We start from the raw sequence: 11,302 nt of genomic DNA on the forward strand, positions 1-11,302 counted from the left end.
CGGGGGGGGGCCGCCCCCTAATTCCAAAATCTGGCCTTCCCCCGCCCACGACAGGAGCGTCTGATGACGCCACGATCGAGCATTACCTATCCGGAACGGTTGAGTCTACGCCCCGAATCCGCATCGAGCGGATACATCGACGCGGTCTGGTGGCCGCGGTCGAGTGATATCGCCACCGAACTCCCGCACCTGATCACCGCACTCCGGTCACGGACCGGACCGGTGTGGCGCACCGTCTTCGACCCGCGTCCCTGGGCCCCAGCCGGACGGAAGCTCCTGCTGGACAACCGCACCATGCGGCTGGACCCCTACCCCTTCGAGCTGTTCGGCACGATCTACCTGTGCGGAGTCGACGGCACCGTGATCGTTGTCCAGACCGTTCCCGCTGATGCCGACGGTCCCTTCGCGCGAGCCATGCTGGCGACGGCCGGCCGCGCGATCGGATCGGACCTGGATTCGGAGTTCTTGCCATGAACCACACCCCCCGGGAAAGACCCATTACCAACCACGCCGAGATGACCGATACGACTACGTCCTCGCGCGAACGACAGCCCTTCCCCGCCCCGACCCGAACCCCCGGCTGCTCCTGCGCGAGCGCGACGCCGACCCGGCACCGATCGACGGGGCCTGGTGGCCGTGGACACCGAACCTCACCACCGAACTACACGACCTCATCAGCGCCCTCACTCCGCGACTGGGCCCCCTCGCCCGGATCGGCTTCGCCTGGAACACGATCAGCCTCGCCCAACGAGACATCGATCGCGACGATGACGTGCACACCCACGGCCCCGAACCCGATCAGCCGCCCGACATCATGGAGGCTGTCGCAACCGACGGCACCCAGATGACCCTGTTGATCATCCCCTCCGATACCGATCCGGACCGCGCCGGCGAGCGGATGCGACAAGTCCTGGGATAGCACCGTGCGGTTCCGTTGAAGCTCGACATCATTCGAAGCGGGAGTCGTAACCGGAGCATCTGCGGCGGGCGTTGTGAACGACCAGAGCCCGGGTCACCTCGACCCGGTCTCCACCGACTTCGGCAGCGATCTCGCCGGCGGTGGGCATCCGCCCCAGCCGACGGCACAGCGCATCGATGGCGGGGCCGATCGGCGGGCGGATCCGCGCGAGCCACCGCGGTATCCACTCGGCCCCCTGATAGTCCCGGGAATTCCGGCGGACCTCGCCGATGATCGTGGGCACCGCGACGGACAGGAACGATGTTCCGCCGCCGGGATCGAATCGATCGACAGCCAGCGCCACCCCCGCCCGGGCGTGAGGCAACAGGCTGTCCGTGTTCGTGCCGCCGACGGCGAACCTGCCGGCGATATGTTCGGCCAGCGGCTGATATCGCTCGATCAGCTCATCACGAACGGCTCGTCGGTCCTCGTGGCGGGGAGTCCATTCAGCGGGTCGGACGAACGGTGGATCGACATCGTCGCTCCCACCGAGTGGACGCGATGCCGTGCGGTTTGGGGCCGACTGGTCGTTCATCGGTTTGCCTCGAATTCAGCCGAAGGCGACGGGACGGATGTTCCCGTCACGGAGAAACCGGTCAGCAGACTTGGCGCGACTTCCGCGCGGTCATCCGGTGCGAATACACCGTGAGCACCGGCGATCTCGGCGTTGCCACTTCAGTGAACGCCGCGCCGACCGAATAGTCAACGATGTAGAGCTACGTTCTGGACGACCAATGGAGCTCTAGTACGTAGACCTACATTGTTGACATCAGGGGCCCAGGCGGTGTCTACTGGAGGGGTGCCGGCCGAGTCCGGCGTCACCTGCCCGAAATCAGGTATCCGCTCATGATCATTCTCGGCGCACTTCTGCTCGGGGTCGGATTCATCGTCGACAACATCGTCTTCGATATCGCCGGAGTGCTGATCCTCGCCCTCGGCGCCGGACTCCTGCTCGCGGGTCGCCGTGGGCACACCGTCGGCGGCCGACGCCACTACTACTGACCGGCCGCTCGGGCCATCGCGTTCACCCCGCGTTCGCTTCAGAGGTCCGTACGGGCCGCGAAACAGACTACTGATGCCCAGAATTCGGGTCGCGAGGTGACTGATGAACCGTAAACGCACCGGACCGAGAAGCGGCCCGCGCACCCACGACATCCCACTCACCCGCGCCGCCGTCCTCGCGGCAGCGCTCGAGATCATCGACGACCGGGGCGTCGATCAGCTGTCCATGCGCCGCTTGGGCGAAGCGCTGGGCCGCGATCCGATGGCGATCTACCGGCATACCTCGAACAAGGCCGCGGTGCTCGACGGCGTCGTCGAGGTCGTACTCGAGCACTTGACCGTCGACGCCTCGGATCCGGACTGGCGCCATCAGTTGCGACTGATCGCACGGGATTTCCGCCATACCGCCCTCACCCATCCCAAGACGGTTCCGCTACTGGTGACCCGCCCCTTGGCCACCCCGCTGGGGCTGCGCCCCATCGGCACCCTGCGACCGGTGGAGCGCATCCTGCGCTTGCTCATCGACGCGGAGTTCTCCGGCGCCGACGCTCTGCGCATCTACCGCGCCCTGTTCGGCTTCCTCTACGGCCACGTCCTCACCGAGCTGCAGGAGATAGTGGAACTCCCGGAGGAGTCGACCGATCTGCTGCGCCTGGGCCTGCACCGCCTGCCGATCGACGAATTCCCACTGTTGCGCGGCCTCGCCACCGACTTGACCACCTACGACGGCGCGGCGGAGCTCGAGCACGGCCTCGACATCCTGCTCACCGGCCTCACCGCCACCCTGTCGCCTCCGTGCGCCGAACCATGACCGCTCGCCGGCGGGAGGCAACCCCAGGAGCTCCACCGATGACGAACTCGCGAGAGAAGGGTGTTCACCATGACGTCACAACCAACGCCACAACCGACCGAAACCACCGCACGTCGACCGACATCCGCCGGACACTCACCGCGACTCGAGTCAGCCCCGCCCGGCGCCGGGACCATAGCCGCCTATTGGCGGCCCTACAGCAGCGACCTCACCGCCGAGCTTCCGGACCTGCTCGCAGCACTCACGCCTCGGCTGGGGCCGATTCACCGCGTCGTCTATCACCTCGACGAGTGGGAATCCGCCCCCAGAAAACTGGGCTTCGGCCAACGACTGGTCCGACTCGACGGCTACCGGCATGCGCCCGCGCACACCGTCGAGATTCTCGGGGTGGCCATCGACGCTAAGCTCGTCCTTCGGGTCATCTCCCCGGTGGACTCGACCGATATGGCGGCCGCGCAGCAGCGCTGGGACTCCGAAGGCGGCGCGGGCGCGGACCGGGAGGCGGCGGTCAGCGCCCGAGACCCGGCAGGGTCGCGGCGAGACCGGTGAGCAGGATGTCGAGGCCGCGTTCCAGTTCCGCGCCGCCGTCGTAGGCGGCGAGTGCCGACGCGAGCCCCCGCACCCGGGGAAACTCCTCGATCGGCAGCCGGTACAGCCCCAGACGCAGCACCTCGTCGGTCTCCTCGGGTCGTTCCACGACCTCCTGCAACTCGTTGAGCACATGCCCGTAGAGGAACCCGAACAACGCTCGGTAGACATGCAACGCGTCCGCACCGGAAAACCCGGCGCGGGTGAGCAATTCGAGGATGTCCTCGAGCGGCCGGACCACCGCGGGCGGGCGCATTCCCAGCGGAGTGGCCAGCGGCCGGGTCACCAACAACGGAACCACTCGTGGATGGGCCAGCGCGAGGCCGCGGAAGTCTCGTGCGATCCCCCGCAGCTGACCGGCCCAGTCGGTGTCGGCGGGGTCGACGGTCAGCCGCGCGAACACGATCTCGGCGACCCCGTCGAGCACGGCCGCCTTGTTGGGCACATGCCGATAGATCACCATCGGGTCCCGTCCGACCGCCTCCGCCAGGCGCCGCATGGACAACGCGTCGACGCCGTCGCGGTCGATGAGTTCGAGCGCCGCGTCCAGCACCACGGCGCGGGTGACCGGCCTGTCGCGGCGAGCGGCGGTACCGGCGACGCCGGACCTCCGGCGCACGGATCGGGAGTTCTTCCGATCGGCAGGGCGTTCGGTCATCCGGGATGTCCTCCGTTCCCATCGGAATCTCCGATTGGGCAATCGTAGACATACAGCGTTGACATTCCCGCGATGACCTACGTCGGCGCGGTGCCGCGCTCCGGGCGACGGACCGTCGGAACGCTGGTCAGTTGATCGACGTCGTGCGTGCGGCCCACCGCCGCACGGCGGCCGCCCGTCGTGTGCGCTCTCGCCGTTTCCGGATGCCGATCTGCAGCAGATCGTCCGGCCGCGCGGCATTGTTCGCGGCGGCCGCCGCCGTCATGGCGGTGTACGCGTCGCCGGGGTCGGTGTCGGGTGGTACGACCAACAGGACGAGTCGTCGATTTCCCGGCCCGGCCACCATCACGGTATGGGCGATGTCGTGATGCCAGTCGAGCCGGACCGCCTGCCCGGATACGACCAGTTCTCCCGGCGAGGTCGCCCACTCCACGAGGTGGTAGCCCACCCGGAGGACGGGGTGCAGGCGCGTCGACAGGCGGGTGAGCAGGCCCGGCAACTCCTCCGCGAGCTTGTCGGTATAGGGCCACCACACTCCGTCGACATAACCGGTTCTCGGTGCCGCGGGCTTCAGCAGCACGCGCGGCGTGGGCGCTCCGCGCCCGTGCGGGACGTCGTCGCCGGGCGGGACCGGTCGGTCGGCACGGGGCGGCTTCGGCGTCATGGAGACGCTCCTGTCTCGACCGGGAACGGCCGGGCTGCTAGAGAATCGCGTGACGAAGCGGTCTGGAGTCGACCGGATGCGATGTGCCACCGATAACCCGAGAGTACCCCCGCGGCATCGGTGGCACGCCGACGACCCGTCCGCGAGTCCACCTGTTGTCCACATTGGCTGCCTACGCTGTAGACATACACCGTTCGCGCGCCTACGCTGGAGTTCGAACCGGCCTTCGCATCGGTTGATCGGCCACCACTACGGCGGCCCCGGGCGCGATTTGATCGGCCGGAGACGGGATACCCCGATGAGTGACAACAGGACCGCGTACCGACTACAGGCGGCGCGAGCGCGGCTGCGCAAGCTGCTCGCCGGAACCGACGACGCCGGTCGCCGGCGCGCGGATCACGGCGGCAGGCCCGCCGGTCACGCCGTCCAACGAACCGTGAACAAGGTCAGAGCGATGCTCCAGCGCTGACCGGCGTCGCACGCCAGGCACCGTCGCCCGGATCGATCGCCGCCCCACCGCGCGAGTCAAGAGATTCGAGGACACGACAAATGGCAATCACGAAGGTCGCCGCGTACGCACACCTGAGCCCCGAGGACGTCGAAGCGCTCGGGCGAGAACTCGACGCGATCCGCGCAGACATCCAGGACGGGCGCGGCACGCGGGACGCCGCGTACATCCGCCGGACGATCGCGGCGCAGCGCGTACTCGACGTGGCGGCCCGGCTGATAATCGCCTGCGGCAGAGGAAAGTTCGGCTGGCTGCTCGGAACCACGGCGCTGGCGACGGCGAAGAGCATCGAGAACATGGAGATCGGCCACAATGTGAGCCACGGCCAGTGGGATTGGATGAACGATCCCGAAATCCATTCCAGCACTTGGGAATGGGATATGGCGGGCGTGTCCTCCCAGTGGCGATACTCGCACAACTACCGCCACCACGTGTTCACCAATGTGCTCGGCGCCGACGACGACCTGGGCTTCGGCGTGATGCGGGTGACCCGCGACCAGCCGTGGCGCGTGCGACTCCTGCTGCAACCGCTGCAAAACCTGTTCCTGGCGGCCACCTTCGAGTGGGGAATCGCGCTGCACGACCTGTATTCCGACCACGATCGCGCGGCGACCGAATCGCAGAAGCACACTCAGACACGAGCCCTGATCCGCAAGGTCGAGCGGCAGATCGGCAAGGACTACGTACTCTTCCCGGCGCTGAGCGGTCGGCGCTGGCGGCGAACCCTGGCAGCGAACGCCGCCGCCAACACCCTCCGCAATCTGTGGGCCTACCTGGTGATCTTCTGCGGTCATTTCCCGGACGGCGCGGAGAAGTTCACCCCCGCCGTGCTCGAACACGAAACCACATCGGAATGGTATCTGCGGCAGATGCTGGGCACCGCGAACTTCGAGGCCGGTCCGGTGCTGGCATTCCTGAGCGGGCATCTATCCCATCAGATCGAACACCACCTGTTCCCCGACCTGCCCAGCAACCGCTACGCCGAGATCGCGGCGCGGGTCCGCGCCCTGTGCGACAAGTACGACCTGCCCTACACCACCGGACCGCTGGTGCGACAGTATCTGCTGACCCTGCGCACCATCCACAAACTGGCATTCCCGGACCGCCTGCTCAGCGCCACCTCCGACAACGCACCCGAAACGGCGTCGGAACGCAAATTCGGTGTGCCGCCCGTGCGGAGCGCCGCCGCGCCCGCCGGCCGTCGCGGATTGCGGACCGCACAGTCCGCGGACAGACACCATCGACGGGCGCGCGTCCGTGCCTTCGACACGGGAGGCCTGCCGTAGCGGGCGGGTTCACCGGCCCCCTCGCTGTGACCGACAGGCCGGGACGGAAGGACAGATCATGCCGTCAAACGAAGTGCACACGGACGCCGTCGGCAACCCGACCGGCGACTTCGAAACGATGCGAGATACACTGTCGCAGTTGCGATTACGGGAACTTGCGGCCGAGACCCGCGACCGGATCTATCAGATGATCGACACCCGCGACCGGTTGGACGGACTGGTGGATGCGATGTTGTCGGTGACAGCCGGGCTGGACCTCGATGAGACCTTGCGCACGATCGTGCACGCGGCCACCCTCCTGGTCGGTGCCGGCTACGGTGCGCTGGGGGTCCGCGGGCACGACGCGCAGCTCGAACGATTCGTCTACGAAGGCATCGATGACGTAGCGCGGGCTCGCATCGGTGATCTGCCGCGCGGGCACGGGGTGCTGGGCCTACTGTTCGCCCAGCCCGAACCGATCCGGCTCGATGATCTCGCCCAGCATCCGACCGCTGTCGGATTGCCACCCGGGCACCCGCCCATGCACACGTTCCTGGGGGTTCCGATCCGTATCCGCGACGAGGTGTACGGCAATCTGTATCTGACCGAGAAGGCCGACGGGCAGCCGTTCACCGAGGACGACGAGGTGATCGTGCAGGCACTCGCGGCGGCCGCCGGTGTCGCGATCGACAACGCGCGGCTGTATCACTCCACCCGTGCCCGGCAGTCGTGGATCTCCGCGATCCGCGATATCGCCACCGAGTTCCTCGCCGGCACCGACTCGCGGCAGGTCTTGGCCCACGTCGTCGAACACGCCCGCGCCCTCACCGGCTCGATCCAGGCCGTGCTCGCGGTTCCCGACGACACCGAAGTACCTTCACCAGAGGTCACCGAACTCACCGTCACGCACTGGGCCGGACCCGACACCGAAGGCCGCGACCGGGTGGTGCGCCTGACGGCGACCGCTGTCGGCGACGCCTACACCCAGCATCGCTCGGTTCAGCTCGACGACCGCCACACCCACCTCCTCGGGAATGCGCTGCCCGGAACCGGCCCGGCGTTGATCCTGCCGCTGCACACCCCAGAGGCGGTGCTCGGTGTGCTGATCGTCGTGCGTGATCCCCACCCGGGTCCCTACTCCGACGAGACCATCGAGCTGGCCACCGCCTTCGCCGACCAAGCGGCGCTGGTCATGAGAATGGCCGACACCCAGCAGCGGCTACGCGAGCTGGACGTAATCTCCGACCGCGACCGCATTGCCCGCGACCTGCACGATCACGTCATCCAACGTCTGTTCGCCATCGGTCTGGGCGCACAGGGCACCGCCGCGCGAGCGCGCGACCCCGCCATCCGGCTGCGCGTCACGAACATGGCCGAGGACCTGCAGCAGGTCATCGGCGAGATTCGTACCGCGATCTTCGATCTCCACGGCGGCGACACCACCTCCACGCGGCTACGGCAACGCTTGGACGACGCCCTCGCCCAGCCGACCGCGGATTCCGCCATCACCCCGCGCCTACGCGTATCAGGACCCCTGTCGGTAGTCGACCCCGCCCTCGCCGATCACGCCGAAGCGGTCGTTCGTGAGGCGGTCAGCAATGTTGTGCGCCACTCCGGCGCGACCATCCTCATTGTCGAGGTCACCGTCGCCGACGACCTCATCATCACCGTGGAAGACAACGGTCGCGGCATCGGCGAGAACATCACCCCCAGCGGGTTGAGCAACCTCGCCCACCGCGCCCTGCAGGCCGGTGGGCACTTCACCACCGGCCCCGCCGAACCCACCGGAACCCGCTTGTGCTGGACCGCGCCTCTCCCGTGAGAATCGTGCCTCTCCGACCCGCCATCCACCAGAGGTTGACGCCCTGGCCCGGCTGAGTGCACCGGCCGACACCCGCACATCCACAGGTGGGGCGGCTCGCCCGTACCCGCGCAGGACCGCTTCCGTCGTAACGCGCCCGTGTGGGCGTTCAGGAGTCCGGCTTCTTGGTCGCTACCCGGCGCAACTGCCAGATTCGTGCCCCACCGGCGAGCGCCATCGCCAGCACCCCCGTGATCATGGCGAGCACCAAGGCCGCGCCCAACGGAATGTCGAAGTTCCAGGCGAGAAAGGCGATGTTCACATCATCGGTGTTCTGGAGAACGAAGATCAGCATGAGCACCGTCAGCAGCGCGCCGATCGCGATCGATACCCCCAGATCCTACCCACCCGCGTGTGCTTGATACCGCTGCGCGGGGATGGTCGCGCCGGTGCGCGACGGTCCGGCATATCGGCCGGCGCGCCTGGAGGGGCGAGATCTGGTTCGGTTCGCGGGGATGTCTCGCGCTCGCGCGGATCAGGTGTACTCATGGCGGTCGACTTCCTTCGGGTGGAGCGGTCCCCCGGCGTGGTGTCGCCGGGCCCCGCGGCGGGCTGAGTGCGGCTCCGCTCGGTGTCCTGCGGCTACCCGCTGGCGCCTGCCCGAAACCGTTCGTAGCCTCCACGACGTCGGCGTGTTCACGACCGGCTGGCGTCAGCACCGAGAGCGCGGCGCAGGTCACCCATGGATTGGACCGGTTCCGGCTGGTCGGCCCCCAGCTGACGAGCGATCGGCCCGTACCGACAGCCTTGGTCCGGACCTGATAGAAGCGCGCCTCCGCGGGGAAGCCCCCGTCGGGCAGCCGTTTGGATTCGAGCAGCCGCACAGCCTCCGCGCAGCGCGGGTCGTCGGCCAGACCGGCCTCGGTGAGGACGGTGAGCGCGAACAGGATGTCGTAGTGGTAGTAAAACGGATAGTGCAGCCGCAGAAATGATTCCGCCATCACGGAACCATCGCTGGCACGCCGGAACAGGCGACGGCTGGTGAACAACTCGGCGGCTCACACCGCCGCGGCGCGGCTGTCCTCATGTCCGGTGAGCTGTGCGTGCAGGGCCAGTGCGCGCAGCGGAACGAGGCTCTCGTGAAACGATGAGACGCGACCGTCGGCGTGCCGGTCACAGTTCCAGCCGCCGTCGGGCCATTGGGTGGCGAGCAGGCGGCCGACAAGATGGTCGATGCGCTCGTCGGCGAGCCCCAGACGCAGCAGCGCCCAGAGCAGATTCCCGTCTATCGACGCGTGCAGGGTGGTCAGCCCCCGCACGCGGCCCATGTAGTGCTCCTCGTACTCACCGGACAAGAGCCAGCCCAGCGCCTGCTCTCGCAACGGAACCAATGATTCGTCGCCGCCGGGATAGCCGAGCTCCGCGAGTGCGACCAGAACCCAATGTGCCCCATACCATGTCGCGTGATAGGGATGAAAAGGCAGAGTCCCGTCGCCCTGCCGCTCCGACAGCAGACGGCGCACACGCGGGCTCGTCGCGATCGACTCCCGGACCGCTCGGACCTCTGGCGAGGCCGGGTCCGTCCCGAGCACCCGGGTGTGTGTAAGCCATCGAATCGAGCACTCCGGGGATTCGAGCAGCCATGTCACGATGGCGTCGCGCCCCGAGTTATCGGCGGTCATGCCGTTTATCGTGATCACACGACCGCAATGCCGATACGGCCGTTCGCAACCACTTGTGGAGTCGATGGTCCCGGCGGTCCGTCCCACGGAGCATCGCCGACGGCCGCCGGAAGTGCTGGCAATGCGGAGTCAGCTCTGCCGGGCGGTGCCGCCCGCCTACGGCACCGGGGCGCAAAGATCGAAACCACCCGTGCACGCCGCGTTTCGGCGGCACCATGCCCGAGCTGTGTCGCACATCACTCCAGTGGCGGCGGCCCGCCTCGCTACCGCTGAAATCAGACCTCCGCCCATGGCCGCGAGCGCCGGATCGACTGCGAGCGGCGGACTCTCGTCGACCGCGCGCGCTTGACTCCGCTGAATCAAAATGATTCGATTCGAATCATCATGGTTCCACTGAATCACCCGGCGGAGGACGCGACCGCGACGGCAGCAGCCGTCGCGAATGCTGTTGCGCGCCAGACGCATCCGCGCCAGCAGTTGGGCGCGGAGCTACGCCGGTTGCGGGACCTGGCCGGGATCTCCGGGCGGGAGCTGGCCAAGCGGGTCGGGATCAGCCAGTCGACGCTGTCGCGGATCGAGGGCGGGCAGGTGGTACCCCCGCTACCGCAGGTACTCGACTGGGCCGAGGCGGTCGGGGCGGAACCGGATTGCCGGGAGTCGCTACGCACCCTCACCGAGGCGGCGCACTCGCCCGAGGTGCGCGACTGGGCGGCCGCGCTCGCCGACCGCACGCATCTGCAGGACGACGTCCGGGCATTCGAAGAGGACGCGCAGGCGGTGCGCAACTTCCAGCCCTCACTGGTGCCGGGTCTACTGCAGACCGCGGACTACGCCCGCCGGGTGTTCGCCAATTTCGATCCGCCGTACGCGCCCGACGCCCTGGCGGCCGCACTCGCCGCGCGCCTGGAGCGCCAGCGGGTGCTCTACGACCCCGCGAAGCGCTTCGAATTCCTGATCACCGAAGCGGCCCTGCGCTTTCGGCCCGGCCCGCATCGCGTGCTCCTCGCCCAGCTGGACCGGATCATCTCCATCGAGACCCTCGATACCGTCACCATCGGGGTGATTCCGCAGGACATCGAGGCGAGCACCACGATCCCGCACGGTTTCGTCATCTACGAGAACTCCGACCACGCCGTCGCCGCCGCCGAGCCGATCGCGGGCAGCCTGGTCACTCGCGGGCCCGAACTCGTCGACGCCCACCGCCGCCACTGGGTGGCATTGACCCGAATGGCGGTATTCGACAACGACGCCCGCGAGTTTCTCGCCGAACTCCGCGCCGAAATACACCGCATCGCAATGAATTGACCTGTTTCCAGCGGCCGCACGAGGGGTCGGCCGCAACTGGGGGTGGGGGTGGTGGGGGGG

General features: G+C 67.9%; 15 protein-coding genes. 10 read left to right on the forward strand and 5 right to left on the reverse strand.

The features are described from left to right. Nucleotides 1–63: 63 nt before the first annotated feature. From QK444_RS23065 to QK444_RS23090, 6 genes are all read left to right on the forward strand, one after another. A complete protein-coding gene (locus QK444_RS23065; RefSeq protein WP_282783578.1) occupies nucleotides 64–474 on the forward strand; it encodes a DUF5994 family protein in 411 nt (136 codons plus the stop codon). After that, nucleotides 389–919, forward strand: coding sequence for a DUF5994 family protein (locus QK444_RS23070; protein WP_282783580.1), 531 nt, complete (start codon nucleotides 389–391; stop codon nucleotides 917–919). The genes QK444_RS23065 and QK444_RS23070 overlap by 86 nt, the downstream gene beginning before the upstream one ends. A gap of 73 nt (nucleotides 920–992) precedes the next feature. Continuing rightward, on the forward strand, nucleotides 993–1,607 hold the full coding sequence (locus QK444_RS23075; protein WP_282783582.1) for a hypothetical protein: 615 nt from the start codon (nucleotides 993–995) through the stop codon (nucleotides 1,605–1,607). 197 nt (nucleotides 1,608–1,804) lie between these two features. Continuing rightward, nucleotides 1,805–1,960 carry a DUF6131 family protein gene (locus tag QK444_RS23080; protein ID WP_282783584.1) on the forward strand — a complete coding sequence of 52 codons (156 nt, stop codon included), beginning with the start codon at nucleotides 1,805–1,807 and terminating at the stop codon, nucleotides 1,958–1,960. 103 nt (nucleotides 1,961–2,063) lie between these two features. Beyond that, nucleotides 2,064–2,771: a TetR/AcrR family transcriptional regulator C-terminal domain-containing protein gene (locus QK444_RS23085; RefSeq protein WP_282783586.1), complete on the forward strand. Its 708-nt coding sequence runs from the start codon at nucleotides 2,064–2,066 to the stop codon at nucleotides 2,769–2,771. 69 nt (nucleotides 2,772–2,840) lie between these two features. Beyond that, the gene (locus tag QK444_RS23090) at nucleotides 2,841–3,320 is read left to right on the forward strand and encodes a DUF5994 family protein (RefSeq protein WP_282783587.1); all 480 of its coding nucleotides are present in this window, start codon (nucleotides 2,841–2,843) and stop codon (nucleotides 3,318–3,320) included. Here the strand turns inward: QK444_RS23090 and QK444_RS23095 are convergent. Together QK444_RS23095 and QK444_RS23100 are read right to left on the reverse strand one after the other, a co-directional pair. Beyond that, a complete protein-coding gene (locus QK444_RS23095; protein ID WP_282783588.1) occupies nucleotides 3,280–4,017 on the reverse strand; it encodes a TetR/AcrR family transcriptional regulator C-terminal domain-containing protein in 738 nt (245 codons plus the stop codon). The genes QK444_RS23090 and QK444_RS23095 overlap by 41 nt on opposite strands. A gap of 127 nt (nucleotides 4,018–4,144) precedes the next feature. After that, on the reverse strand, nucleotides 4,145–4,681 hold the full coding sequence (locus QK444_RS23100) for a DUF5994 family protein (protein WP_282783590.1): 537 nt from the start codon (nucleotides 4,679–4,681) through the stop codon (nucleotides 4,145–4,147). Nucleotides 4,682–4,979: 298 nt separating this feature from the next. On the opposite strand from QK444_RS23100, the gene QK444_RS23105 reads away from it, so the two are divergent. The 3 genes from QK444_RS23105 to QK444_RS23115 all read left to right on the forward strand — a co-directional run bounded on the left by QK444_RS23105 (nucleotide 4,980) and on the right by QK444_RS23115 (nucleotide 8,276). Then, the gene (locus QK444_RS23105) at nucleotides 4,980–5,150 is read left to right on the forward strand and encodes a hypothetical protein (RefSeq protein ID WP_282783592.1); all 171 of its coding nucleotides are present in this window, start codon (nucleotides 4,980–4,982) and stop codon (nucleotides 5,148–5,150) included. Nucleotides 5,151–5,230: 80 nt separating this feature from the next. After that, on the forward strand, nucleotides 5,231–6,475 hold the full coding sequence (locus QK444_RS23110; RefSeq protein ID WP_282783594.1) for an acyl-CoA desaturase: 1,245 nt from the start codon (nucleotides 5,231–5,233) through the stop codon (nucleotides 6,473–6,475). Nucleotides 6,476–6,533: 58 nt separating this feature from the next. Beyond that, on the forward strand, nucleotides 6,534–8,276 hold the full coding sequence (locus QK444_RS23115) for a GAF domain-containing sensor histidine kinase (protein ID WP_282783596.1): 1,743 nt from the start codon (nucleotides 6,534–6,536) through the stop codon (nucleotides 8,274–8,276). Nucleotides 8,277–8,424: 148 nt separating this feature from the next. On the opposite strand, the gene QK444_RS23120 is transcribed toward QK444_RS23115, so the two are convergent. From QK444_RS23120 to QK444_RS23130, 3 genes are all read right to left on the reverse strand, one after another. Continuing rightward, entirely contained in the window at nucleotides 8,425–8,610 is a 186-nt protein-coding gene (locus QK444_RS23120) for a lipopolysaccharide assembly protein LapA domain-containing protein (RefSeq protein ID WP_282783597.1), read from the reverse strand. 190 nt (nucleotides 8,611–8,800) lie between these two features. Then, nucleotides 8,801–9,256: a hypothetical protein gene (locus QK444_RS23125; protein ID WP_282783599.1), complete on the reverse strand. Its 456-nt coding sequence runs from the start codon at nucleotides 9,254–9,256 to the stop codon at nucleotides 8,801–8,803. 57 nt (nucleotides 9,257–9,313) lie between these two features. Next, nucleotides 9,314–9,778, reverse strand: coding sequence for a hypothetical protein (locus tag QK444_RS23130; RefSeq protein WP_282783601.1), 465 nt, complete (start codon nucleotides 9,776–9,778; stop codon nucleotides 9,314–9,316). 543 nt (nucleotides 9,779–10,321) lie between these two features. Between QK444_RS23130 and QK444_RS23135 the strand changes: the two genes are divergently transcribed. Next, a complete protein-coding gene (locus QK444_RS23135; protein ID WP_282783603.1) occupies nucleotides 10,322–11,242 on the forward strand; it encodes a helix-turn-helix transcriptional regulator in 921 nt (306 codons plus the stop codon). The last annotated feature ends 60 nt before the right edge of the window (nucleotides 11,243–11,302 follow it).

It is taken from the genome of Nocardia sp. CC201C (assembly GCF_030010695.1).
Classification (GTDB): domain Bacteria; phylum Actinomycetota; class Actinomycetes; order Mycobacteriales; family Mycobacteriaceae; genus Nocardia; species Nocardia otitidiscaviarum.

What these genes read in the sequence shown, in the direction of transcription:
- QK444_RS23095 (WP_282783588.1), bottom strand. Translation starts at nt 4,017, where the DNA reads ATGACCGAACGCCCTGCCGATCGGAAGAACTCCCGATCCGTGCGCCGG.
- QK444_RS23080 (WP_282783584.1), top strand. Translation starts at nt 1,805, where the DNA reads ATGATCATTCTCGGCGCACTTCTGCTCGGGGTCGGATTCATCGTCGAC.
- QK444_RS23110 (WP_282783594.1), top strand. Translation starts at nt 5,231, where the DNA reads ATGGCAATCACGAAGGTCGCCGCGTACGCACACCTGAGCCCCGAGGAC.
- QK444_RS23115 (WP_282783596.1), top strand. Translation starts at nt 6,534, where the DNA reads ATGCCGTCAAACGAAGTGCACACGGACGCCGTCGGCAACCCGACCGGC.
- QK444_RS23065 (WP_282783578.1), top strand. Translation starts at nt 64, where the DNA reads ATGACGCCACGATCGAGCATTACCTATCCGGAACGGTTGAGTCTACGC.
- QK444_RS23120 (WP_282783597.1), bottom strand. Translation starts at nt 8,610, where the DNA reads ATGCTGATCTTCGTTCTCCAGAACACCGATGATGTGAACATCGCCTTT.
- QK444_RS23070 (WP_282783580.1), top strand. Translation starts at nt 389, where the DNA reads ATGCCGACGGTCCCTTCGCGCGAGCCATGCTGGCGACGGCCGGCCGCG.
- QK444_RS23125 (WP_282783599.1), bottom strand. Translation starts at nt 9,256, where the DNA reads ATGGCGGAATCATTTCTGCGGCTGCACTATCCGTTTTACTACCACTAC.
- QK444_RS23085 (WP_282783586.1), top strand. Translation starts at nt 2,064, where the DNA reads ATGAACCGTAAACGCACCGGACCGAGAAGCGGCCCGCGCACCCACGAC.
- QK444_RS23135 (WP_282783603.1), top strand. Translation starts at nt 10,322, where the DNA reads ATGGTTCCACTGAATCACCCGGCGGAGGACGCGACCGCGACGGCAGCA.
- QK444_RS23090 (WP_282783587.1), top strand. Translation starts at nt 2,841, where the DNA reads ATGACGTCACAACCAACGCCACAACCGACCGAAACCACCGCACGTCGA.
- QK444_RS23100 (WP_282783590.1), bottom strand. Translation starts at nt 4,681, where the DNA reads ATGACGCCGAAGCCGCCCCGTGCCGACCGACCGGTCCCGCCCGGCGAC.
- QK444_RS23105 (WP_282783592.1), top strand. Translation starts at nt 4,980, where the DNA reads ATGAGTGACAACAGGACCGCGTACCGACTACAGGCGGCGCGAGCGCGG.